Genomic DNA, 24,111 nt, shown 5'->3' with positions numbered 1-24,111 from the left:
CATGAACGCCCGATTGCAAACGCAACGGCCGTCGCTCGAAACGGCCGCACCGCACGAGCCCGCGCCAGCGCGTGCCACGCCGGAAAACGCACGCGTGCTCGACGCCGATTTCGTCGCCCGCCTCACGCTGCTCAACGCGAGCGCACGCGCGCTGCGCGGCCTCGGCTATCGCGTGTTCGACGAGGATGCATTGCCGCGCGACGGCGGACGGCCGACGATCCGCATCGGACCGTCGTCGCGCGCGGCCTCGGTCGACACGCTGCGCGGGCATGCCAACGGCGTGTCGATCGAGCGCCGCGACGGGCGCGGCTTCGCCTGCGTCGACTTCATGGGCGTGCGGGTGACGTGGGAAGTGACAGTGTGACGACATCGCCGAAGAAACGAACGCGCCGCGTCCACTGACGCGACGCACACGAAAACAAGCAAGGAGTGAAGCAATGGAACAAAGGATTCCGAATGGTTATTGGAAAGACGCAAAAGGCTGCCTCGTCCCGGAAAACATGATCAAGCCGCTTGATCGCGAACGCGACCGGCTCGTGCGCGAGCTCGTCGACGAGGCGCGGCGCGTATCGCGCACGCTCGCCGAGCTGAAGACGCGGATCTTCGGCGACGTGGCGGCCTTCGTCGACATGTCGGCCGAAACGTACCAGGCCAAGCTCGGCGGCAAGAAAGGCAACGTCACGCTGTATTCGTTCGACGGCCGTTATCGCATTCAGCGCGCGATCCAGGACCGGATCGCATTCGACGAGCGGCTGCAGGCCGCGAAAGCGCTGATCGACGCGTGCCTGCACGACTGGACGACCGATGCGCGCCCGGAGATCCAGGCGATCGTCGCGCAGGCGTTCGCGACCGACAAGGAAGGCCAGATCAACACCGCCCGCGTGCTCGCGCTGCGCCGGCTCGACATCGCGGACGCGCGGTGGCAGGACGCGATGACGGCGATCGGCGAGGCGTTGCAGGTAATCGGCAGCCGCTCGTACGTGCGGATCTACGAGCGTATCGGCGATACCGAGCAGTACGAACAGATTCCGCTCGACATCGCCGGCGTGTAGGAACGGGATCGACGAGGACGGCGCCGTCAGGCGGCGGCGGGTGCCGTCAGGCGGCGGCTGGTGCCGTCAGGCGGCGGCGCCGGGCGTGTGGGCGCTTGGGTGCTTGGGTGCTTGGGTGCTTGGGTGCTTGGGTGCTCCGGCGCTCGGGCGCTCGGGCGCTTGAACGCATGATTGCTTGCCGGGATGAAACGGTTCGAATGGAGGCTGTATGAAGGCGGATTTCAAGAGCAAGGGGCCGGAGCTGCTGGTCGACCTTGCGCAACATGTGTCGGTGGCGCTCAAGGAGCTGGCGGCGATGAAGACGGACGAGGCCGATCAGCTCGGCCGGGAGATCGCCGACAGGATGGCGGCGCATTGGGGTGGACAAAACGTGTATTTCCCGATGGGGGTGTCGTACAAGCTGTCGCAGCGCGACCGCAGGATTTACGACGAGTTCCGCGGCGACAATCACGGCGAGCTCGCGCGAAAGTACGGCGTGTCGATTCAGTGGATCTACAAGATCATCAAGGCGGTCGGGCGCGAAGAGACGGCCGCGCGGCAGAAGCGGCTGTTTTCCGATCGATGAGGCGTGGCGATGCGGCGAGCCGGGGGCTGGGAAATCGGGCGGGGGTTGGGAAATCGGCGGTTTTGGTTTTGGTTTTGGTTTTGGTGCGGCGGTTGCGGCAGGCGGTACGGAATTGCGCGAGGCCGAGCTTCGCGGCGTGGCCGGGGCGGTGGTTGGGGTGATTATGTCGCGAGGGTGCGGTGGGTTGTTGCGCGGGGGGGCAGTCAACCCGCGCTGCAATCGCGCCGATCGCGCCCTCCGCGACACCGCCCTAGATCTCGGTCGCGTCGCACCCATTCGGCACAACGGCATATGCACACGCCATTCCTCATTCAAAAACGTGTCGCGCCGGTTTCTTTAAATAGAATTCTCACCTTGAACAAGAAAATCTGGCAGCATAATGATTCGCCTTCTATGCCTCACTATTAGAAATAGGCTTCCCCAAATTATCGGCATCCGATAATACGCTGCCGATATTCGGTGAAATATCGATAACGCACCCAGTCGATAAAGCGAACCATGTTCGAATCATTCAACAAAGACGTGATTGCCGCGTTTATTAGAAACAAACGCAAGATCATCGAAAATGGGGCCACTCGACAAGTACGGACGCTGCTGGACGACATCGGCGCGGCGGCCTTCCGCCTGCTGCCCCATCCGCTCCTGTTTCCCGCCGAAGACTTCGACATGCTCGCCCGAATCGCGCGTGATCTGCTGTCCGCTCAAAACAAGATCGCGCGTCATCTTTGCCGACATCGCTCACGGGCGGACATCCTCCAGCAATTCTCGCTCAGCGACGCGCTGATGCCTTACGTCGACTGGGAGGAACTGGAAGCCGGCAGCCGCCGGGTAACGCGCGTCGACATCCTCCCCTTGCCGGATGGCTATGCAGTTTGCGAATTGAATTTCTCGGCGGCGGTCGGGGGAGCCGAACTGTTCGACTGCTATCGCCGGTTCATGCAAGCGGCCGGCTGGCCGGCTGTCGCGCTCGACGGTTCCCCTTATACAAATCTGCGCTCGCTGTACGAGGACAGCATCGCGTCTTTGGGTATCGATCGAGTGGTCCTCCTCGATTGGAGTTCGCACGCCGCCCGCGGATATGCCTCGCCCGAACTTGCCCGCCGGTACCTTGCGGGCATGGCGAGCGATATACCGATCGAAGTTCATACGGAATTGACTTATCCGTCGAAGTGGCTGGGCGACGGCAACGGCAACGGCATTCTGATTCACCGGAATTTCGTCTATGACGACATGACGGTGAACATCGATAAATTCCATGCAATTCACCGCAGCGGCGCAAAATTTTCCAACGGGCTGGAAGCCGAGTTGCTAATGAACAAGACATGGCTCGCGCTGTTATGCGACGAGCATTTTCACGCGCTCCTCGACGACGACGAGATCGCCGCGATCCGAAACTATATCCCGCATACCTTTCGACTCGACGAAAGCACGCTCGCCGATACGTTGGCCCGCAAAGACGAATGGGTGTTCAAACTGAATGTTTCTTATGGAGGCGTCGACGTGATGATCGGCAGAGATCATTCGGCCGGCGCGCTCGCCAATCGATTGCGGAAAAAAGGCGTGGCAAACTGGATTTGCCAGGCTTTCCGCGAGGTGGCGACGATTCGCCATCCTTTCGACGAAACCTTTGTCGCAGCCGAACACAAGCCAGTGCTGGGAATGTATCTCCACCGCGACAAGGCGAGCGGCATGGTGCTACGCTCGAATCGCTTTTCGAGCGTGGTCAATGCGGGCAGCGGCGCGGGAGTTCACTGGGCGGCCGTCGCCACTCGAGCAGAAAAGGAAGCCGTTCTCGCGGCACTGGACGCTTAGCCTCAACGTGAACCGAACATTTGCGTATCGAACCGCCAACGACAACAACCGGGAGAAGCGCATGGACACAGCCGAACTGCATTTCCGTAACAACGAAGGAGGAATGGCCGATTACGTCACGCAGTTGAGGGACGTGGGAACCGTGATGCTTCCCGCCTATGTGGCCTTCGACGCGCACGAGCTAACGCGCATCGACCAGTTGCAAGCCCAAATGCCGGAGGAATCCGTGACCGCCGGCGACGCCGGCGACACGCACGACATCTATGTCCGGCGCATCATGCTCGACCGGGCCGGCGAGCTTCCTCAACTCGTCAACCGGCCCCACTCCGACCAGATCCTGGGCATTCTCACCGACGCCCGGCGCACGCGATTCTTCGGCGACATGTTCGCCACGCGCGCCGAGTACTTCATCCGGCGATGCCAGATCAACCGGATGGTGAAGGACTCCTTCATCGGCATCCACCTCGACGCGGCAAGCAATCCGGACTACGAATTTTCGGTCGTCATTCAGCTCGGCAATAAGTTCGAGGGCGGCGAATTCGTGGTTCATCCGGAAGGCCGGCCGTTGAACGTCTTCGCGCCGACTTACGGCACGGTCATCGTCACGAACTGCATGCACCGGCACGAAGTCAGAACGGTGCGCACGAACGAGCGCACGTCGCTGGTCTATTTTTACTCGCGCCACGACAAAGCCAACCGGCGCGCATGACCGGGCGACGCCGCTGGTGAGCCGACAGCAGGCAAAGCCGATCGCCGGGCTTCGCCGTCGTCTGCGTACTATGCCGGCCTGTCCCGGTCGGAAACCGCAATCGTCGGCCGATCGTTCCGATTCCGTGGCTCGCACGCCGGCCGCTCGAATAGCAGAATCGGCTGGCCCTTGTATTCGGTAGCGGCTATCTCCCGATAACCGAACTCGCCGGCCAGTCGAATGCAAAAACGATTTTCAGGGCCGATCAGGCAAACGGTGCGCCGCGCCGCCAAGTGCTCGTCCGCCCAATCCAGCACCGCATACAACGCTTCGCGCGCGACACCTGTCCCCCACGCGGCGGGGGACAGCGCGCCGCCCAATTCCGGCACATTGTCGAGCGCGGGAACGATATCGCGCTTGGCATCGGCAAAGCCCAGTTCGCCGATGAAACGCCCGGTCTGCTTTTCGTGAACCGTCCAGTAACCGAAGCCCAGCAATCGCCAATGCCCGACATAGCGCAATAGGCGAAACCAGCACTCTTCCATCGTGTACGGCTCCTCGCGTATCAAGCGCGTCACGTCGGGATCGGCCCATAGTGCCCGGCTGCTGTCGAAGTCGTCCAGGCGATGGCCGGACAGGATCAAGCGAACCGTCTCGATAACCGGCGCGGATCGGCCGACGGCGCCGTCGACATGCTCTTGCATGATTCCACCTCTCGCAACTTGGCTGCTCCGATCCGATTGGAAACCCGCGCGTTTCGATCGCGGCTCGACGTCAGTTCCGGCGAACCGCCAATCGCACATCGTATTCGCGATGACTGATCGAGCGTTGCCGATCAGCCGTCACAACCTCTCCGACGGTCAAACCTTAGGCGATCCGCTGTCCTCGTGACTACCCACTACCCTTGACCAGTACGAAGTTCCCGTGATGTGCATCCCGGCCGCCTTTGACAACCAATAGGCAACGCGTGCCCTCATGCGCGCCCCGCACTACCAGCGCAAATCGACCGCGCTCGGCCGACTCCGAAGCCACCCACGCGCAATTGTCCGCGGCGGCATTGCGGCCGTCGGCGTCGACAATGTTCGCCGACAGTTCGCCGAACCATTCGATCAGCACACCGAACAAGGAGGATCGGCAATCCTCGATCGAATCGGAAACGCCATCGGCGTGACGTGCGAAACAAAGGACAAATTTGCGCCGAGCCGGAAAAACAAAGCCGGCCAAATGGCCGGCTTTGTTACGCCCGTGTCTCCCGCCTCTCAGCGGAGAAATCGCTCGGATCGGCGTCGACTCTCGATGAGTCCCGATAAGAAATGAAGCGCGTCATCAGAGAGTCAAGCATAGCTTATCCGGATGACCGGCTTATGCTTGACGACACGTCTTCCTCGAACGCCTTGGCAGGGATTTGGTGGGCCCGGCGGGTTTCGAACCCGCGACCAATCGATTATGAGTCGACTGCTCTAACCACTGAGCTACAGGCCCTAAAAACGAATGCGACGCAAAAAAAGACCCGGAAATACTGGCCGGGCCGGCATTGTAACAACTAAGTAAGGAAATCGCCGCCGGATTCTTGCGCCCCGGCGGCGACCGATCGGAAACGGGCGATCAGTTCCCCTCGAGGAACGACTTCAGCTTGTCCGAACGGCTCGGATGACGCAGCTTGCGCAGCGCCTTCGCCTCGATCTGACGAATCCGCTCGCGCGTGACGTCGAACTGCTTGCCGACTTCCTCGAGCGTGTGATCCGTGCTCATTTCGATGCCGAAGCGCATCCGCAGCACCTTCGCCTCGCGAGGCGTCAGCGAATCGAGCACGTCCTTCACGACGTCGCGCATGCTCGCATGCAGCGCGGCGTCGGCCGGCGCGACCGTGTTGGTGTCCTCGATGAAGTCGCCGAGATGGGAATCGTCGTCGTCGCCGATCGGCGTTTCCATCGAGATCGGCTCCTTCGCGATCTTCATGATCTTGCGGATCTTGTCTTCCGGCATCTCCATCTTCTCGGCGAGCGTGGCCGGATCAGGCTCGAGGCCCGTTTCCTGCAGAATCTGCCGCGAGATGCGGTTCATCTTGTTGATCGTCTCGATCATGTGAACCGGAATCCGGATCGTGCGCGCCTGGTCCGCGATCGAACGCGTGATGGCCTGGCGAATCCACCACGTCGCATACGTCGAGAACTTGTAGCCGCGGCGGTACTCGAACTTGTCCACCGCCTTCATCAGGCCGATGTTGCCTTCCTGGATCAGGTCGAGGAACTGCAGGCCGCGGTTCGTGTACTTCTTCGCGATCGAGATCACGAGACGCAGATTCGCCTCGGTCATCTCGCGCTTCGCCTGGCGCGCCTTCAGTTCGCCCGCCGCCATCTGCCGGTTGGTTTCCTTCAGGTCCTTGAGCGGCAGCACGACGCGCGCCTGCAGATCGAGCAGGCGTTGCTGCTGTTCGCGGATCGCCGGGATGTTGCGCGACAAAATCGCGCTGTACGAATGGCCTTCGGCCGCGATCTTCTCGGCCCAATCGAGATCCGTCTCGTTGCTCGGGAAGCGCGCGATGAATTCCGAACGCGGCATGCCGCACTTGTCGACGACGATGTGCAGGATCTGGCGCTCGACCTGACGCACTTCGTCAACCTGCGCGCGCAGCGTGTCGCACAGACGCTCGACGGTGCGCGCGGTGAAGCGAATCGACATCAGTTCGTTCTGGATCGTCTCCTGCGCCTTCAGGTACGACTTCGACTTGTAGCCTTCCTTCTCGAACGCGCGGCGCATCTTGTCGAACCATTCGCTGATCAGCGCGAACTTTTCGAGCGACGCGCGCTTCAGCGCTTCGAGCTGGGCCGCGTTGGCGGTCGCCTGCGCGGCGCCGTCGTCATCGTCCTCTTCCTCTTCCTCGGCTTCCTCGGCTTCCTCGTCCTCGTTCTCGATTTCCTCGGCGTCCTTCTCGGAGAAGCCGTCGGTATCGGCGGCATTCGGGTCGATCAGGCCGTCGACGAGTTCGTCGACGCGACCTTCCTCGTTCGCGACGCGCTCGGCCATCGCAAGGATGTCGGCGATCGTGGTCGGGCACGCGGAAATCGCCATCACCATGTGGCGCAGGCCGTCCTCGATCCGCTTCGCGATCTCGATTTCGCCTTCGCGCGTGAGCAGCTCGACCGTGCCCATCTCGCGCATGTACATCCGGACCGGATCGGTCGTGCGGCCGAATTCGGAATCGACGGTCGACAGCGCGACTTCCGCTTCCTCTTCGACTTCATCGTCGGACGACGCGGCGGGCGCATTGTCGTTCAACAGCAGCGTCTCGGCGTCGGGCGCCTGCTCGTACACCGCGACGCCCATGTCGTTGAACGTGCCGATGATGCCTTCGAGCGCTTCCGTTTCCGTGAAGTTGTCCGGAAGATGGTCGTTGATTTCGGCATACGTGAGGAAGCCGCGCTCCTTGCCGAGTTTGATCAGCGCGCGCAGTTTTGTACGACGCTCTTCAAGCTCCTCGGCCGTGCCGGGCGTGCTCGTCGCGAACGCTTCCTTCAGCAGCGCCTTTTCCTTGGCGCGGCGATCGCGCGCCTTGGCTTTCTCGCCTTTACCCGACACAGCGGTGGGCTGGTCGTCGCTCTGGTTTGCGTCGTCATCGACGGATACTTCGTTCAGCTTTTTCGTCATGGAGTTCGCCGTACCGGCTAAATCGACTCGCGGCTGCTGGACTACAGCCGGTTGAACCGTGGATGCTCGAGTAGCTGCCGTTTCGTCCGGCGCGGCAGCCGCTCCCCTTGCGCTTTTCGCACTCGCCCGCTTCAAAGGCGGCTTGGCCGTCTTCGCCTCGGACCTCACGACGACCCGTGATGCGCTGGCCGTCGGCGCCGGCGCAGCCTTGGCGGTGCCGGCCGCGGCCCTCTTCCTCGCAGGGTGCGCCGCGCGGGCCGAAGACGTCTTTGCGGAAGCTGCGGATTTGGCCGTCGCGACCGTTACGGTCGATTCCGTCGCCTTACCCGCCGCTTTTTTTCCGCCGGTAGCCTTTGCCATTGCGATTCTCGCCTCTGCTTAGAAAACAAACCGCTGAAAACCTTATATTATAGCACGCTGAGGCAGACCCCTCCCCGGCCGGTTCACAGCCCGAGCCTCCGTTTCATGTCTGCCAGGTTCTGATGCAAATCCTTGATTTCCGCCAATTCCTCGGAAGTGGGCGCCGACCGCTTCGAAAGGCTGTTGAGCCTGTCACAGCACGCGTCGTAGCGCATCTTGAGCACCGCTGCCTGAAGCTCCTCGCCTGCGATCCGTTCCTGCTCGCGCAGCCCCTCCTGCGCTGCGTCGCTCTCCGGATTCTGCTGCATCAAGTCGCGGACATTTTCATCATAGACCAGAATTTCCCGGAAAATTGCGTCGTAGGTGGCCGCGTTAGCCGAATTGCGTAGCACATCGGACAAAAGCCGGAACTCCGCCCCTTCGCCGAGCGCGCGCGCGTGGCCAACCACCTCGTCGAACAATTCCCCGTTTCTCGGCAGCGCCCGCAGCGTCGCGAGGCTCTCGTCGTCGAGCGCCGCCGCAATGCGCGGATGCATCACCAGATTGCGCAGCGCGCGCTTTTCGTTGTCCGTCACGCGCCGCCGCTCGCTGCGCGCGGGCGCCTGGCGGGCCGGCGCGGCGATCCGCGCGTCCACTTCGACGAGCGCCGCCACTTCGTCGAACGGAATCTGCAGCCGATCGGCGAACATGTGCATGATCTGCGCCCGCAACGCGTTCGCGGGCAGCGCCTGCAGCAGCGGCTTCGCGTCGAACAGCGCCTTCGCGCGCCCTTCCGGCTGGTCGAGCTCCTTGCCCGCCGTCGCCTCGTTCAGCAGGAACTGCGACAGCGGCATCGCCCGTTTCACCTGCTCCGAAAATGCATCCGTCCCGAATTCCCGCACGTAGCTGTCCGGATCGTGCTCGGGCGGCAGAAACAGGAAGCGGATCGTCCGGTTGTCCGCCGCGTGCGGCAGGCACGCCTCGAGTGCGCGCCGCGCGGCGCGCCGGCCGGCCGAATCGCCGTCGAAGCTGAAGACGACCGTGTCCGTCTGCCGCAGCAGCTTCTGCACGTGGACCGGCGTGCACGCGGTGCCGAGCGTCGCCACCGCGTTCGGAAAGCCGAGCTGCGCGAGCGCGACGACGTCCATGTACCCTTCGACGACGAGCGCATACTTTTGCTCGCGAATCGCGAGCCGCGCCTCGAACAATCCGTATAGTTCGCTGCCCTTGTTAAATAAGGGTGTCTCGGGCGAATTCAAATATTTGGGCTCGCCGCCGTCCAGCACCCGGCCGCCGAAGCCGATCACCTGCCCCTTCACGTTGCGGATGGGAAACATGATCCGCTCGCGGAACCGGTCGTAGCGGCGCGCGACGCCATTCGCGTCGGTCTTCTCGCTGACGATCACGAGGCCCGCGTCGACGAGCGAGTCGTGGCGATAGTCGTCGAACGTCGACTCGAGATTCTGCCAGCCGTCCGGCGCATAGCCGAGCCCGAAGCGCAGCGCGATTTCGCCCGTCAGGCCGCGCCGCTTCAGGTACTGGATCGCGTTCGGCGCGCCGCGCAACTGCTTGCGGTAATAATCGCAGGCGGTCTGCATGACGTCCGACAGCGCGGTCGTGATCGACTTCGATACCGCGGGCGGCGCGTAGCCTTCGCCCGAGCCCCCCCCGCCGCCTCCACGCATCGGCGACGGCTCGTGCGGCACCGTGAGCCCGGCCGACTGCGCGAGCTCCTGCACGGCCTCGGGAAACGTGAGCCCCGCGTGCTCCATCAGGAAGCCGATTGCGGTGCCGTGCGCGCCGCAGCCGAAGCAATGATAGAACTGCTTCGTCGGACTGACCGTGAATGACGGGCTCTTCTCGTTGTGGAACGGGCACAGCCCCATGAAGTTGGCGCCGCCCTTCTTGAGCTGCACGTACCGGCCGACCACGTCGACAATGTCGACGCGGTTCAGCAAATCCTGCAGGAACGAATGCGGAATCACCGTTGGATCGATCGGAAAACGTGCCGGCCGACGCGCGCCGCCTCGGCCGGTGCGGGCCGCTTGGCGGGCTGGCGCGCGCCGCGCCGGCCGAGGGTTACTTCGAGAGCGCCGCCTTGACGAGCGCGGACACGGCCGTCATGTCGGCACGGCCGGCGAGCTTGCCCTTCAGCACGCCCATCACCTTGCCCATGTCCTGCGGGCCCGCCGCGCCCGTGTGCGCGACGGCCGCCTGCACTTCGGCCACGACCTCGGCCTCCGACAGCTGCGCCGGCAGGTACGCGGTCAGCACCGCGACTTCCGCCTGCTCCTTCTCGACCAGATCGGTGCGGCCCGCCGCCTCGAACTGGCTGATCGAATCCTTGCGCTGCTTGATCATCTTGTCGACGACCGCGGTGACGCCCGCGTCGTCCAGCGTCACGCGCTCGTCGACCTCACGCTGCTTGATCGCCGCGAGCAGCAGACGGATCGTCGCCAGCCGCTCGCTTTCCTTCGCGCGCATCGCGGCCTTCATGTCCTCACTGATCTGGTCTCTCAGACTCATCGTATACCCGGTTTGAAAAATTTCACGTGACGCCGACCAGCGGCGTCAACACAAAAACCCGCTTGAGACGGCTTCTCAAGCGGGTTTGCTCGAATTCGGCATCGACGGGCCGCGGCGTACTCGAATCCCATCGGTGCGCCGCCTAGCGGACCACGCGGCGCCGGTAACGCTCAGTAGAGCTTCTTCGGCAGCATCTGGCTGCGGATGCGCTTGTAGTGGCGCTTCACCGCAGCGGCCTTCTTGCGCTTGCGCTCCGCGGTCGGCTTCTCGTAGAACTCGCGCGCGCGCAGCTCCGTCAGCAAACCATTCTTTTCGATCGTGCGCTTGAAGCGGCGCATCGCAACTTCGAAAGGCTCGTTTTCCTTAACGCGGATGATCGTCATGACCCGTCACGTAAAAAAAGAAAGTAAAGGTGTTGCGGAGAAAGGTTTTCGAGTATAGCAGACGCTTCGCACAAACGCACTAACCCGTCAAGCGGCGCGTGCATTCGGCGGCCGCGCGCCCGGCCGCGACGCCCGACGCCCACGCCCACTGGAAGTTGTAGCCGCCGAGCCAGCCCGTCACGTCGACCGCCTCGCCGACGAAGAAAAGGCCCGGCACGCGTGCGCTCATCATCGTCGCCGACGACAGCTCGCCCGTGTCGACCCCGCCTTTCGTCACCTCGGCCTTCCGGTAGCCCTCGGTGCCGTTCGGCGTGAGCGTCCAGCGCGACAGCGTTTCGCCGATCCGGCGCAACGTTTTGTCCGGCAGATCGGCGAGCCGCGCGTCCGCGTGCACGCGCTCCGCGTCGAGCCACGCGTGCGCGAGCCGCGCGGGCACCCATTCGGCGAGCAGCGTGCCGATCTGCCGCCGCGAGCCCGCCTTCGCGCGGATCAACTCATTCGCCGCGTCGATCTGCGGCACGAGATCGACGTGGATCGGCTCCCCCGAGCGCCAGTAGCTCGAAATCTGCAGGATGCCGGGCCCGGACAGCCCGCGATGGGTGAGCAGAATATCTTCGACGAACTCACCGCCCCCCTTCTTCGCGCCGGTCGACACCCGCGCCTCGACCGACACGCCCGACAGCGCCGCGAACGGCGCCCACGCGTCGGTCGCGAAGGTCAGCGGCACGAGCGCCGGCCGCGTGTCGACGAGCTTGTGGCCGAACTGTTTCGCGATCCGATAGGCAAAATCGGTCGCGCCGATCTTCGGAATCGACAGCCCGCCTGTCGCGACGACGAGCGCCTGCGCGCCGATCGCGCCCGCGCTCGTGTCGAGCGCGAAGCCGTCCGCGTGCGCGTGGCGCACCGCGCCGACCGACACCGGCCGCCGCCACGCGACGCCGCCCGCGTCGCATTCGCTTTTCAGCACGTCGATGATCGCGTCGCTCGAGTGGTCGCAGAAGAGCTGACCCTTGTGCTTCTCGTGCCACGTGACGCGATAGTTCTTCAGCAGCCCGAGGAAATCGCGCGGCGTGTAGCGCGCGAGCGCCGAGCGGCAGAAACGCGGATTCGACGACAGGTAGTTGTCCGGCCCCGCGTACAGGTTCGTGAAGTTGCAGCGCCCGCCGCCCGAAATGCGGATCTTCTCCGCGAGCCGCGGCGAGTGATCGAGCAGCACGACGCGCCGGCCGAGCCGCCCCGCCACCGCGGCCGTCATCATGCCGGCCGCGCCCGCGCCGATCACTGCGATATCGAACGTTTCCATGGCGCGGATTGTACCCGCGTCGCGCGCCGCTTCGCCCGCGCGCCGGCGGGCGAAGCGGCCGCACTGTTATACTTTTCTGTTACGTTGATTTCCGGCCGCGCGCGCGTCGACGCGGCCACGGCACACCATCATGCTCGTTCTCGGCATCGAAAGCTCCTGCGACGAAACCGGCCTCGCGCTCTACGACACCGAGCGCGGCCTGCTCGCGCACGCGCTCCACTCGCAGATCGCGATGCACCGCGAATACGGCGGCGTCGTCCCCGAGCTCGCGTCGCGCGACCACATTCGCCGCGCGCTGCCGCTGCTCGAGGAAGTGCTCGCCGCGAGCGGCGCGCGCCGCGAGGACATCGACGCGATCGCGTTCACGCAAGGGCCCGGCCTCGCGGGCGCGCTGCTCGTCGGCGCGAGCATCGCGAACGCGCTCGCATTCGCGTGGGACAAGCCGACGATCGGCATCCATCATCTCGAAGGGCATCTGCTTTCGCCGCTCCTCGTCGCCGAGCCGCCGCCGTTTCCGTTCGTCGCGCTGCTCGTGTCGGGCGGACACACGCAACTGATGCGCGTGACCGACGTCGGCGTCTACGAGACGCTCGGCGAGACGCTCGACGACGCCGCGGGCGAAGCGTTCGACAAAACCGCGAAGCTGCTCGGCCTCGGCTATCCGGGCGGCCCCGAAGTGTCGAAGCTCGCCGAGACCGGCACGCCGGGCGCGGTCGTGCTGCCGCGCCCGATGCTTCATTCGGGCGACCTCGACTTCAGCTTCAGCGGATTGAAGACCGCGGTGCTCACGCAGATGAAGAAGCTCGAAGCGGCGCACGCGCGCGGCGCCGAGCTCGAGCGCGCAAAGGCCGATCTCGCGCGCGGCTTCGTCGACGCGGCCGTCGACGTGCTCGTCGCGAAGTCGCTCGCCGCGTTGAAGAAGACGCGGCTCAAGCGGCTCGTCGTCGCGGGCGGCGTCGGCGCGAACCGGCAACTGCGCGCCGCGCTGTCGGCGGCGGGCACGAAACGCGGCTTCGACGTTCATTACCCCGACCTCGCGCTTTGCACCGACAACGGTGCGATGATCGCGCTCGCGGGCGCGCTTCGGCTCGCGCGCTGGCCGTCGCAGGCGAGCCGCGACTATGCGTTCACGGTGAAGCCGCGCTGGGATCTCGCGTCGCTCGCGCGATAACGCGCGGAACAAAAACACGGCGCGCCCGTCGAGCGCGAATCCGACGAGACATTACCGCTGCGGGATCGCCGCGCTGCGCGATGCCGTATCGCGGACGCGCGTTGCGCGACCTCGATACGCGACGAGAAGCGCGCGTAGACGGCGATGCGACCGCGCCGCCGCGCGTGCGCCTTCGGCGCCTGCCGTCATGCGCCGCGCCCGCTCGGCACGTTGATCGATCGCGATTGCCGCCGATTCGCGCAGCGAGCCGACGCCCGGGCCGCAACAGAACTGCCGCTCCCGCAACACGCGCATTCGCCGTTAGGCGCTACAAAACGAAAGGGGCCGCTCGAATCGAGCGGCCCCTTTCTCAGCGCGACGACAAACGCCGCACGCGCCTTATGCGGCGCGCCGCTTGTCGCGCTCGATCAGCGCATATGCGCTGTGATTGTGGATCGATTCGAAGTTCTCCGCTTCGAGCACGTACGCGACGATCCGCTCGTCGGCATCGAGCCGCCGCGCGACATCGCGCACCAGATCCTCGACGAACTTCGGATTCTCGTACGCGCGCTCGGTGACGAACTTCTCGTCGGGACGCTTGAGAAGGCCCCACAGCTCGCACGACGCCTCTTCCTCGGCGATCCGGATCAGATCCTCGAGCGGCACGTCGGCCGCGAGCTCCGCATCGATCGTCACGTGCGAGCGCTGGTTGTGCGCGCCGTACTGCGAAATCTTCTTCGAGCACGGGCAAAGGCTCGTCACCGGCACGAGCACCTTGGCGAACACGCGCGCGACGCCGTCACGCACGTCGCCCGTCAGCGTCACCTCGTAGTCGAGCAGGCTGCGCACGCCCGACACGGGCGCCGTCTTGTTCACGAAATACGGAAACGACACTTCGATGCGCCCCGCCTGCGCCTCGAGCTTCTCGAGCATCGTCGCCAGCATCGCGCGGAACGCGTCGGCCGTCAGCGGGCCGTCGCTTTCCTCGAGCAGCGCGACGAAGCGCGACATGTGCGTGCCCTTCTGATCGGCCGGCAGATGCACGTCGAGATTCCAGGTGCCGACGGTGGCCTGCGTCCCGCCTTCAGCGGTGCGCACCGTCAACGGATGCCGGACCGCGCGCACGCCAACGCGCTGAATCGGCATCTGCCGGGTGTCGACCGTGCTCTGCACGTCGGGCATCACGAATTCGGGATTCATCAGGTTCATCTTGTTCGATCCTTGTAGGGCCACGCAGCACGTATCGTCGTATGCCGCACGACCTGCCGGAAATGCAACATGGGCCCGCAGGCCCATGCATGAAGGGGAAAGCCGTCGCGCGCCCGCCGCGCGGCGGCTCGATGCGACGTTATGCGACGCGCTTCGCCGGGCTCGCGACGTTCGCGCCGTGGCTCAGGAAGCGCTCGCGAATCGATTTCGCAATGCCGTCGCCGTCGAGACCGCACATCGACAGCAGCTTCGCCGGATCGCCGTGATCGACGAAGCGGTCCGGCAGGCCGAGCTGCAACACCGGACGGATCACGCCGCCTTCCAGCATCGCCTCGACGCACGCGGACCCCGCGCCGCCCATCACGCAGCCTTCCTCGACGGTGACGAGGTAGTCGTGCGTCTGCGCGAGCTCCTGCACGAGCTCGGCGTCGATCGGCTTCACGAAGCGCATGTTCGCGACGGTCGCGTCGAGCGCCTCGGCCGCCGCGAGCGACGGCGCGACCATCGTGCCGAACGCGAGGATCGCGATGCGCTTGCCTTCCGGCTGCGACGTGCGGCGACGCACTTCGCCCTTGCCGAGCGCAATCTCGGTGAACGCCTTGACGGTCGCGACGCCCGTGCCCGCGCCGCGCGGATAACGAACCGCGGTCGGATTCGGCTGCTGCAGCGCGGTGTGCAGCATCTGGCGGCACTCGTTCTCGTCAGATGCGGCCATCACCGTCATGTTCGGGATGCAGCGCAGGAACGCGAGATCGTACGCGCCCGCGTGCGTCGCACCGTCCGCGCCGACGAGACCCGCGCGGTCGATCGCGAACACGACGGGCAGATTCTGCAGCGCGACGTCGTGAATCAGCTGGTCATAGGCGCGCTGCAGGAACGTCGAGTAGATCGCGACGACGGGCTTGAGCCCTTCCGTCGCGAGGCCGCCCGCGAACGTCACCGCGTGCTGCTCGGCGATGCCGACGTCGTAGTAGCGCTCCGGAAAGCGCTTCTCGAACTCGACCATGCCCGAGCCCTCGCGCATCGCCGGCGTGATGCCGACCACGCGCGAATCGAGCTCCGCCGCGTCGCACAGCCACTCGCCGAACACCTGCGTGTAGGTCTTCTTCGCGGGCGTCGCCGACGGCTTGATGCCCTCCGCCGGATTGAACTTGCCGGGGCCGTGGTAGAGCACCGGATCGGCCTCGGCGAGCTTGTAGCCCTGGCCCTTCTTCGTCACGACGTGCAGGAACTGCGGCCCGCGCAGCTCCTTGATGTTCTGCAGCGTCGGGATCAGCGAATCGAGATCGTGGCCGTCGATCGGCCCGATGTAGTTGAAGCCGAACTCCTCGAAGAGGGTCGCGGGCACGACCATGCCCTTCGCGTGCTCCTCGAGCTTGCGCGCGAGCTCGAGCACTGGCGGCGCGACGCTCAGCACGCGCTCGACGCCCGCACGCGCGGCCGCATAGAAGCGGCCCGACATCAGGCGCGCGAGATGGCGGTTCAGCGCGCCGACGGGCGGCGAGATCGACATGTCGTTGTCGTTCAGGATCACGAGGAGCTTCGCATCCTCGGACACGCCCGCGTTGTTCATCGCTTCGAACGCCATGCCGGCCGTCATCGCGCCGTCGCCGATCACCGCGATCGAGAAGCGGTCGTCGCCGCTCAGCTTGCTGCCGATCGCCATCCCGAGCGCGGCCGAGATCGACGTGCTCGAATGCGCGGTGCCGAACGTGTCGTATTCGGACTCCGAACGACGCGGGAAGCCGGAGATGCCGTCCAGCTGGCGCAGCGACTTCATCGCGTCACGGCGGCCCGTCAGAATCTTGTGAGGATAGGTCTGGTGACCGACGTCCCACACGATCCGGTCGTCCGGCGTGTCGAACACGTAATGCAGCGCAATCGTCAGCTCGACCGTGCCGAGATTGGACGACAAGTGGCCGCCCGTCTTCGACACGCTGTCGAGGACGAACGCGCGCAGCTCGTCGGCGAGCGGCTGCAGTTGGCGACGATCGAGACGGCGCAGGTCCGCCGGGTCGTCGATGGTTTTCAGCAAGTCGTACATCGTCGTTCCATTGTAGGAAAACAAACGCGCCCGCACTTCTTGCGCGCACCACCCGTAGCGTGGGCGCGGCGGCGGGCTTTCGCGTCAGCTGACCCGGTTCACCACCAGGTCCGCCAGTTCGGCCAGGCGCTGCGCGCGCGCGCCGAACGGCTCGAGCGCGGCGTGCGCATCGGCGCGCAGTTGCGCGGCAAGCGCGCGCGACGCGTCGAGGCCGATGATCGACACGTAGGTCGGCTTGTCGTTCGCCGCGTCCTTGCCGGCCGTCTTGCCAAGCGTCGCGGAATCGGTGGTGACGTCGAGAATGTCGTCCACCACCTGGAACGCGAGGCCGACGGCGGCCGCGTAGGCATCGAGCGCGCGCATCCCGTCTTCGGACGGCGCCTCGCCCGCGAGCGCGCCCATTCGCACCGACGCGCGCAACAGCGCGCCCGTCTTCATTCGGTGCATCGTCTCGAGCGCGTCGCGCGACAGCGCGTGGCCGACGCTCGCGAGATCGATCGCCTGGCCGCCCGCCATGCCGATCGAGCCGCTCGCGAGCGCGAGCTCGCGCACGAGCGCGGCCTGCCTGCCGGCCGGCAGCGCGGCGGCGTCCGTCAGCGCGACGAAGGCCTGCGACTGCAGCGCGTCGCCGACGAGCAGCGCGGTGGCCTCGTCGTACTTGACGTGGACGGTCGGCTTGCCGCGACGCAGCGCGTCGTCGTCCATGCACGGCATATCATCGTGCACGAGCGAATACACGTGAATCATCTCGAGCGCCGCCGCGGCGGCGTTCAGCGCCGCCTCGGACGCACCCGTGAGCTCGCCCGCCGCATGGCACAGCAGCGGACGCACCCGTTTGCCGCCCCCGAGCACCGCATAGCGCATCGCTTCGTGCAGTTGCGCGGGCGCCACAGTCTCAGCCGGCAAGTAATGGCCGAGGGCCGTCTCGACGCGCTCGAGCACCAAGCGCATCCATTGGTCGAATGTCATAGATCGTCGTCTTCGCCGTCCGCGGCGGCCGTTCCGGCGGAAAGCGGCTTGAGCGTGGCGCCGTCGAGCACGCGCACCTGCTGCTCCGCTTTTTCCAATTGTTGTTGGCAAAACGCAACGAGCGCTGCGCCGCGGCGATACGCCGCAAGCGAATCCTCGAGGCTCAGCGCCCCGCCCTCCATTCGGGCGACGAGCGCCTCCAGTTCCGCGAGCGCCATCTCGTAGTTTTCAGGCAGCGGCCCGGAACCGGGGTCGGACGCGGACGCGCCTGGGGTTGCGGTTTTCGCCATGGACGGGGTGTCAAAATTCAAAACAAGTCGGACATTCTACGGCAAAAGCAAATTTTCCGACCTGCTGACTTGGCTTCGCAGGGCCCGACCGCCGCGCGCCGCGTGTGCAAATCGCACGAAGTGCGTCCGAATTCCGGGAAAAATTTGACACAAATCAGTCACTTATATCACCCCAAGAAAGTTGATCCGGGTATAATCGCCGGTTCCCCTAAATCGAATTTTCGATGGTTGGGTTGTTCACTGCTTTCACGCTTTCACCGGGAGTGGGAATGTCCAATCTGAGCGACGCACTGCAATTGAAGTCGGCACACAGCCAACTTCCCGTCACCGCTTATTTCGATGAGGCGCTCCTTGCGCGCGAAATCGAAACACTTTTCAAGAAAGGACCTCGCTACGTCGGGCACGAATTGATGGTGCCCGAAGCGGGAGACTATTTTGCGCTGCCCTCCGAGAACGAAGGCCGCGTGCTGGTTCGCAACCAGGCTTCGCAGGTCGAGCTGCTCTCGAACGTGTGCCGCCACCGCCAGGCGATCATGCTGAACGGTCGCGGACACACGCAGAACATCGTCTGCCCGCTGCATCGCTGGACCTACGATCTCGAGGGCCAACTGCTCGGCGCGCCGCATTTTCCGGACAAGCCCTGTCTGAATCTGCACGCGACGCCGTTACAGAACTGGCAGGGCCTGCTGTTCGAAGCCGAGGGCCGCGACGTCGCGCATGACCTCGCGACGCTCGGCACGAAGCACCACTTCGATTTCTCGGACTACATGTTCGATCACGTCGAAATCCACGAGTGCAATTACAACTGGAAGACCTTCATCGAGGTCTACCTCGAGGACTATCACGTCGTCCCGTTCCATCCGGGTCTCGGCAGCTTCGTATCGTGCGACGACCTGAAGTGGGAGTTCGGCGACTGGTACAGCGTGCAGACGGTCGGCGTGCACAATGCGCTCGCGAAGCCGGGCAGCCCGACGTACCAGAAGTGGCACGATCAGGTTCTCCGCTATCGCAACGGCGTGCCGCCGGAGTTCGGCGCGATCTGGATGGTCTACTATCCGGGCCTCATGATCGAGTGGTATCCGCACGTGCTCGTCGTGTCGTGGCTGATTCCGCGCGGCCCGCAGAAAACGACGAACATCGTCGAATTCTATTATCCCGAGGAAATCGCGCTGTTCGAGCGCGAGTTCGTCGAGGCGGAGCGCGCCGCTTACATGGAAACCGCGATCGAGGACGACGAGATCGCGCTGCGCATGGACGCGGGCCGCCGCGCGCTGATGGAGCGCGGCGAATCGCAGGTCGGCCCGTATCAGAGCCCGATGGAAGACGGCATGCAGCACTTCCACGAGTTCCTGCGCCGGCAGCTCGGCGCGATCTGAGCGGGAGCTCGAAACGCCGCGCGCGACATTCGCCGAAACCTCGCTCGATCCGGCCTCGCGCCGGGCCGGCACGGAAAAGACGGGCTGCGGCCCGTCTTTTTTTGTTTAGACTTAGAGCATCTGGCCCGTATCTCCAAGGGAGGCGTCATGCCACACACTCACTACACCACGCTCATCTCGGCCGACAATCTCGCCGAACGCATCGCGGCCGCGCCGGGCAGCGTGCTCGTATTCGATTGCCGCTTCGATCTCGCCGATACCGACCTGGGCGAGCAAGCGTACGCGGCCGGCCACATTCCCGGCGCGCACTATCTGCATCTCGACCGCGACCTGTCCGGCGCGAAAACCGGCACGAACGGCCGTCACCCGCTGCCCGCGCGCGATGCGCTCGTCGACACGCTGAAGGCGCACGGGCTCAGGCAGAATCAGCAGGTCGTCGCATACGACGCGCAAGGCAGCATGTACGCGGCGCGCCTGTGGTGGCTGCTGCGCTGGCTCGGCCACGATTCCGTCGCGGTGCTCGACGGCGGCCTGCAAGCGTGGCAATCGGCGGGCCACGCGGTGTCGCAGGACACGCCGCAACGATCGACGGGCGATTTCCGCGCGGCCGCGCCGCTCGCGACGGTCGTCGACGCGCAGGCAGTGCTCGCGAATCTCTCGACGAAAGACCGCCTCGTGATCGACGCGCGCGCCGCCGACCGCTATCGCGGCGAGAACGAAACGATCGATCGCGTCGGCGGGCACATCCCCGGCGCGCTCAATCGCTTCTTCAAGGACAACCTGACGGCGGACGGCCGCTTCAAGAGCGGCCACGAACTGCGCGAGGCCTTCAATCCGCTGCTCGGCTCGACGCCGTCGAACAAGGTGATCCTGCAATGCGGCTCCGGCGTCACCGCATGCCACAATGCGCTCGCGATGGAGATCGCCGGCCTGCACGACCCGGCGCTTTATGCGGGCTCGTGGAGCGAGTGGAGCGCCGATCCGTCCCGCCCTGTCGCGACCGGCGCGAATCCGTAAGCGACACGGCACGCGCGCCGCCGCTCGAATGCGGCGGCGGCGCGCGGCGGCGTCACATCACGCCGTGATCTCGGAACCAGGCGACGGCGCGCTTCCAGCCGTCGTCGGCATCCGCCTTCACGTAACTCGGACGATAGTCGGCAAAGAACGCGTGGCCCGCGTCCGGATACACGACGATTTCCGATTCGCGCGCCGCCTTCGTGCCGGCCGCCGCGAGACGCGTGCGCATTTGCGCGAGCGAGCTCTGCGGAATGCTGTCGTCCTTGCCGCCGTACAGCCCGAGCGTCGGCGCCTTCAGCTGCGCCGCATGATCGACCGGGTTGAACGGCGTCATCTCGCTCGTCTCGCCGACCACCCTGCCGTACCACGCGACCGCCGCGCGCACGTGCGGGTTGTGCTCGGCGAACAGCCACGCCTGCCGGCCGCCCCAGCAGAAACCCGTCACGCCGAGCCGCGATAGATCGCCCCCGTTCTTTCCCGCCCACGCGAGCGTCGCGTCGAGGTCCTCGCTCACCTGGCGATCCGGCACCTTGCCGACCACCTGCTCGAGCACCGCCTGGATCGACGGATACTTCGACGGATCGCCCTGCCGCGCGAACAGATCCGGCGCGATCGCCAGATAGCCGAGTTTCGCGAAGCGTCGGCAGATGTCGGCGATGTGCGCGTGCACGCCGAAAATCTCATGGATCACGACGATCACGGGCAAGTTGCTCTTGCCGGCCGGTTGCGCGCGATAGGCGGGCACGCTCGAATCGCCCGAGCGGATCTCGACGGTATCGACGTCGAGGCCGGCGCTGTCGGTCGTGATCGTCTGCGCGGACACGGGCAGCACGGCGGCGGCGAAGGTGCCGCCGAGCGCCGCCTTGACGAACGTGCGACGGCTGAACGGAACGTGCGGAACTAGGCTGTCGACTTCGGGTTTCAACATGGATGCGCTCCTCTCCTCTCGTGGTCGCGGCCGCGCGGCACACGCGGCGGCGACATGAATTCGAACCGCGGCGGCCCGCGCGCGACGCAGCCGCGCCGGGCGTCGCCGCCCGTCCCGCCGAAGCGGAACCCGCACACGATGCCCGCCATACGGAAAGGCGTCAACCTTTTGTCAGAAGTTAAAGCGATCGCCGCGCCGGCCGCGCGTTCGCGAGCGGATAATCGCGCGCCGCCGCCGAATCGCCTTTTCCTGCGATTCCGGAATGCCGCGTCGAGATGCAGCTCGGCGACCGACGACGCACGCGCGCATCCGCAAACTGCCAACGCCCTCGAACGCCGCGCGACGCACGAGCGCGACACGAACGATCGGCCGTCGCGACGCGCGCGCAACGCAAGCGTTGCGCATCGCCACGTTCACGCCGCGGCGATGGTCGAATCGCACTTGCAATTTCTCATTCACATTCATACGGATTCCTATCCACACATTTCTTTTCTCCTTTTATAACGAGATAAGTCACCGTCGACACGCGCATTTCGGGAAAACATCGGATTGCAAAACAAGCACGATTGCCCGCATGATTCGCTGGCGCGCCCTGCGCGCAGCCGACGACGCTCCCGCCAACGATCGCGGCGGAATGGAAAACGCCCGCACGCGCGAATATCGCGCGATTCATATGGCCCGGGAGCGTCGTCGGCGACAACGAACGTCCGATGCCGATCGATCTCGCATCGGCGCATCAGAATACGCAACGCCGACGAAGCACGACGAGGTTGGAATGAACAAGCCGACACGCCGCCCGACCACCGGTGATCTTTCCAACCGTCGCGAGCCGAATCGGCCGCGCCGCCCGCGACGTTCGCCCACCCGCGAGCGCGGCTCGCTCGCCGTCATCGCGGCGATCGCGATCGGCGTCGTGATCGCCGCGCTCGGCGCGGTCGATCTCGGCAATCTGTTCTATCAGCGCCGCGCGCTGCAAAGCAGCGCCGACATGGCCGCGCTCGCGGCCGCCCAGACGATGGACGACGGCTGCGCGAAACCCACCGCAACGGCGCAATCGGCGGCGCTCGGCAACGGCTTCGACAGCACCGCGTCGGGACAATCGATGACGGTCGTCTGCGGCCGATGGGACGTGAAGGACAACGCGGGGCCGAGCTTCTTCGCGGGCTCGGCGTCGGGCACGGCCACGGGCGCAGACGCACAGCTCAATGCGGTTCAGGTAACGGTCACGCGCAGCGTGCCGTACTACTTTCTCGGCTCGCAGCGCACGGTTACGGCAATCAGCACCGCGCAGGCGACCAATGTCGGCACCTACTCGATCGGCACGACGCTCGCGCAACTCCAAGGCGGCGTCGTGAACGCGCTGCTCAACGGGCTGCTCGGCACGAATCTGAATCTGTCGGTGCTGTCGTATCAGGGCCTCGCGAATTCGCGGATCAAGATCAAGGACCTGATGGCCGCCGCGAACGTCGGCACCGTGAACGCGCTGCTGAACACGCAGACGAGCGTCCCTCAACTCGCCAGCTGGATGTTGACCGCGCTGTCGCAAACCTCGGTTGCGAATGCGAACCTGCAGACGAGCCTCGGCGCATTGCAGACGATCGTCAGCGCGAACATCGCGGGCGGACAGACTTTCACGATCGGCGGCACCGCGAATTCGCCCGGCATCTTCTCGATCGGCCTGTCCGACCCGCAGGCCGCGCTCGACGCAACGTTCAGCCCGTTCGACGCGCTGTTCGTCGCGGCCGAGATCGCCACCGGCCAGAACGCGTTCTCGCTGGCGAACGGGCTCAACATCGGCGGGCTGAATGCGACTCTGCAAGTGCAGATCATCCAGCCGCCCGTGCTCGGCATCGGCGAAGCGGGCATCGATCCCGTCACGAAGACATGGCGTACGATCGCGCGCACGGCACAGGTGCGGCTCTATCTGAACATCGGTCTCGGCACCGCGAACCTGCCGCTCGGCACCCTCGGCGCGCTCGTGCCGGTGCAGGTGAACCTGCCGCTGTCGATGCAGATCGCGCCGGGGCAGGCGTGGCTCCAATCGGCGAGCTGCACGTCCTCGCCTTCAACCTGCGCATCGGCCATCGGCGTGCAGACGGGCCTCGCGAACCTGTGCATCGGCGACACGCCGGCCAATCTGTCCGCATCGCTGCCTTTCACCTGCTCGACACCCGCGACGCTCGTCAACGTCGCGAACCTCGCGACGATCAAGGCGCTCGCGTCGTTACCGGCCGACGTGCCCGCGGGCAGCGCGCCGACGCTCACGTTCTACGGCACGACAGGCGGCTATCAGAGCACGAACTCGAACGGCGTCGGCAGCGTGCTCGGCAATGCGCTGTCGGGCCTCGGCACCTCGCTGCAACAGACGCAGATCACGCTGCTCGGCGTCGGCCTGCCGCTCGGCCCGATTCAGACCGATCTCAACTCGTTCCTGGGCGGTGTGCTGCCGCCGATGCTGTCGGGGCTCGACGCCGCGGTCGTGCCGCTCCTGCAGTTGCTCGGCGTGCAGATCGGCGAAAGCACGATCCACGACATGTCGCTGACTTGCGGCGTGTCGCAGCTCGTGTATTGACGATGCGAGTGCGGGTGAAGAGGAGCGCGGCGTACGGGTGGATTCGCGCGGCGATCGAGTGACGTGACGGCGGGCGCGCGTCGGAGCGACTCCACGGCTTGCAATCGCTTTGAACCAAACATGCCGATCGGGGGTCACGCACGCGTCGAACGTCGAACGTCGAACGTCGAACGTCGAACGTCGAACGTCGAACGTCGAACGTCGAACGTCGAACGTCGAACGTCGAACGTCGAACGTCGA

General features: G+C 65.3%; 23 protein-coding genes and 1 tRNA gene. 11 read left to right on the top strand and 13 right to left on the bottom strand.

Going from position 1 to position 24,111, the window contains the following annotated elements:
- Position 1: 1 nt before the first annotated feature.
- The 5 genes from X946_RS01655 (at position 2) to X946_RS01635 (ending at position 4,138) form a co-directional block, all read left to right on the top strand.
- Complete coding sequence (locus tag X946_RS01655) at positions 2-364, top strand: hypothetical protein (protein WP_052144968.1); 363 nt, start codon at positions 2-4, stop codon at positions 362-364.
- Positions 365-437: 73 nt separating this feature from the next.
- Positions 438-1,052: a DUF3164 family protein gene (locus X946_RS01650; RefSeq protein ID WP_038743399.1), complete on the top strand. Its 615-nt coding sequence runs from the start codon at positions 438-440 to the stop codon at positions 1,050-1,052.
- A 208-nt stretch (positions 1,053-1,260) separates the two neighbouring features.
- Positions 1,261-1,617, top strand: a complete 357-nt coding sequence (locus X946_RS01645; protein WP_038743397.1) for a Mor transcription activator family protein — start codon at positions 1,261-1,263, stop codon at positions 1,615-1,617.
- A 498-nt stretch (positions 1,618-2,115) separates the two neighbouring features.
- Complete coding sequence (locus tag X946_RS01640; protein ID WP_038743395.1) at positions 2,116-3,429, top strand: hypothetical protein; 1,314 nt, start codon at positions 2,116-2,118, stop codon at positions 3,427-3,429.
- A gap of 61 nt (positions 3,430-3,490) precedes the next feature.
- The gene (locus X946_RS01635) at positions 3,491-4,138 is read left to right on the top strand and encodes a 2OG-Fe(II) oxygenase (RefSeq protein ID WP_038743393.1); all 648 of its coding nucleotides are present in this window, start codon (positions 3,491-3,493) and stop codon (positions 4,136-4,138) included.
- 68 nt (positions 4,139-4,206) lie between these two features.
- Here the strand turns inward: X946_RS01635 and X946_RS01630 are convergent, their stop codons facing one another.
- The 4 genes from X946_RS01630 to rpoD form a co-directional block, all read right to left on the bottom strand.
- Positions 4,207-4,821: a GNAT family N-acetyltransferase gene (locus tag X946_RS01630; RefSeq protein ID WP_038743391.1), complete on the bottom strand. Its 615-nt coding sequence runs from the start codon at positions 4,819-4,821 to the stop codon at positions 4,207-4,209.
- A 187-nt stretch (positions 4,822-5,008) separates the two neighbouring features.
- Complete coding sequence (locus X946_RS32965; protein ID WP_161788624.1) at positions 5,009-5,242, bottom strand: hypothetical protein; 234 nt, start codon at positions 5,240-5,242, stop codon at positions 5,009-5,011.
- A gap of 281 nt (positions 5,243-5,523) precedes the next feature.
- Positions 5,524-5,599 (bottom strand) — tRNA-Ile (locus tag X946_RS01625).
- Positions 5,600-5,722: 123 nt separating this feature from the next.
- Positions 5,723-7,933, bottom strand: a complete 2,211-nt coding sequence (gene rpoD / locus X946_RS01620) for an RNA polymerase sigma factor RpoD (RefSeq protein WP_394335891.1) — start codon at positions 7,931-7,933, stop codon at positions 5,723-5,725.
- On the opposite strand from rpoD, the gene X946_RS36790 reads away from it, so the two are divergent.
- Complete coding sequence (locus X946_RS36790; protein ID WP_038743387.1) at positions 7,824-8,147, top strand: hypothetical protein; 324 nt, start codon at positions 7,824-7,826, stop codon at positions 8,145-8,147. The two genes, rpoD and X946_RS36790, sit on opposite strands and share 110 nt — an antisense overlap.
- Before the next feature lie 61 nt (positions 8,148-8,208).
- Here the strand turns inward: X946_RS36790 and dnaG are convergent, their stop codons facing one another.
- The 4 genes from dnaG to X946_RS01595 form a co-directional block, all read right to left on the bottom strand.
- Positions 8,209-10,089, bottom strand: coding sequence for a DNA primase (gene dnaG, locus X946_RS01610; protein ID WP_038743385.1), 1,881 nt, complete (start codon positions 10,087-10,089; stop codon positions 8,209-8,211).
- A gap of 94 nt (positions 10,090-10,183) precedes the next feature.
- Positions 10,184-10,630 (bottom strand): GatB/YqeY domain-containing protein, encoded by a 447-nt coding sequence (locus tag X946_RS01605; RefSeq protein ID WP_038743383.1) that lies wholly within the window; start codon positions 10,628-10,630, stop codon positions 10,184-10,186.
- 170 nt (positions 10,631-10,800) lie between these two features.
- Positions 10,801-11,013 (bottom strand): 30S ribosomal protein S21, encoded by a 213-nt coding sequence (gene rpsU / locus X946_RS01600; RefSeq protein ID WP_004190342.1) that lies wholly within the window; start codon positions 11,011-11,013, stop codon positions 10,801-10,803.
- 79 nt (positions 11,014-11,092) lie between these two features.
- Positions 11,093-12,325, bottom strand: a complete 1,233-nt coding sequence (locus X946_RS01595) for an NAD(P)/FAD-dependent oxidoreductase (protein ID WP_226377332.1) — start codon at positions 12,323-12,325, stop codon at positions 11,093-11,095.
- 121 nt (positions 12,326-12,446) lie between these two features.
- Here X946_RS01595 and tsaD point away from each other — a divergent pair, with 121 nt between their 5' ends.
- Positions 12,447-13,487: a tRNA (adenosine(37)-N6)-threonylcarbamoyltransferase complex transferase subunit TsaD gene (gene tsaD / locus X946_RS01590; protein WP_038743379.1), complete on the top strand. Its 1,041-nt coding sequence runs from the start codon at positions 12,447-12,449 to the stop codon at positions 13,485-13,487.
- A gap of 378 nt (positions 13,488-13,865) precedes the next feature.
- Here the strand turns inward: tsaD and folE2 are convergent, their stop codons facing one another.
- The 4 genes from folE2 to X946_RS01565 all read right to left on the bottom strand — a co-directional run bounded on the left by folE2 (position 13,866) and on the right by X946_RS01565 (position 17,978).
- Positions 13,866-14,675 (bottom strand): GTP cyclohydrolase FolE2, encoded by an 810-nt coding sequence (gene folE2, locus X946_RS01580; RefSeq protein WP_038743375.1) that lies wholly within the window; start codon positions 14,673-14,675, stop codon positions 13,866-13,868.
- 139 nt (positions 14,676-14,814) lie between these two features.
- Positions 14,815-16,719 (bottom strand): 1-deoxy-D-xylulose-5-phosphate synthase, encoded by a 1,905-nt coding sequence (gene dxs, locus X946_RS01575; protein ID WP_038743373.1) that lies wholly within the window; start codon positions 16,717-16,719, stop codon positions 14,815-14,817.
- A gap of 84 nt (positions 16,720-16,803) precedes the next feature.
- Complete coding sequence (locus tag X946_RS01570) at positions 16,804-17,688, bottom strand: polyprenyl synthetase family protein (RefSeq protein ID WP_038743371.1); 885 nt, start codon at positions 17,686-17,688, stop codon at positions 16,804-16,806.
- Complete coding sequence (locus X946_RS01565; RefSeq protein ID WP_038743369.1) at positions 17,685-17,978, bottom strand: exodeoxyribonuclease VII small subunit; 294 nt, start codon at positions 17,976-17,978, stop codon at positions 17,685-17,687. Before X946_RS01565 ends, X946_RS01570 begins: the two co-directional genes overlap by 4 nt.
- 269 nt (positions 17,979-18,247) lie before the next feature.
- Here X946_RS01565 and X946_RS01560 point away from each other — a divergent pair, with 269 nt between their 5' ends.
- Together X946_RS01560 and X946_RS01555 are read left to right on the top strand one after the other, a co-directional pair.
- Positions 18,248-19,354: an aromatic ring-hydroxylating oxygenase subunit alpha gene (locus X946_RS01560; protein ID WP_038743367.1), complete on the top strand. Its 1,107-nt coding sequence runs from the start codon at positions 18,248-18,250 to the stop codon at positions 19,352-19,354.
- A 147-nt stretch (positions 19,355-19,501) separates the two neighbouring features.
- Positions 19,502-20,371, top strand: a complete 870-nt coding sequence (locus tag X946_RS01555; RefSeq protein ID WP_038743365.1) for a sulfurtransferase — start codon at positions 19,502-19,504, stop codon at positions 20,369-20,371.
- Between the two features lie 52 nt (positions 20,372-20,423).
- Here X946_RS01555 and X946_RS01550 read toward each other — a convergent pair whose 3' ends face one another.
- Complete coding sequence (locus X946_RS01550; protein ID WP_038743363.1) at positions 20,424-21,299, bottom strand: dienelactone hydrolase family protein; 876 nt, start codon at positions 21,297-21,299, stop codon at positions 20,424-20,426.
- Between the two features lie 138 nt (positions 21,300-21,437).
- Here X946_RS01550 and X946_RS34885 point away from each other — a divergent pair, with 138 nt between their 5' ends.
- Positions 21,438-21,803 carry a hypothetical protein gene (locus X946_RS34885; protein WP_161788623.1) on the top strand — a complete coding sequence of 122 codons (366 nt, stop codon included), beginning with the start codon at positions 21,438-21,440 and terminating at the stop codon, positions 21,801-21,803.
- 271 nt (positions 21,804-22,074) lie between these two features.
- Positions 22,075-23,871, top strand: a complete 1,797-nt coding sequence (locus X946_RS01540; protein ID WP_038743358.1) for a TadG family pilus assembly protein — start codon at positions 22,075-22,077, stop codon at positions 23,869-23,871.
- The last annotated feature ends 240 nt before the right edge of the window (positions 23,872-24,111 follow it).

This window comes from Burkholderia sp. ABCPW 111 (genome assembly GCF_000773065.1).
GTDB classification, from domain to species: Bacteria; Pseudomonadota; Gammaproteobacteria; order Burkholderiales; family Burkholderiaceae; genus Burkholderia; species Burkholderia savannae.
This window is presented reverse-complemented; position numbering and strand designations above follow the sequence as displayed.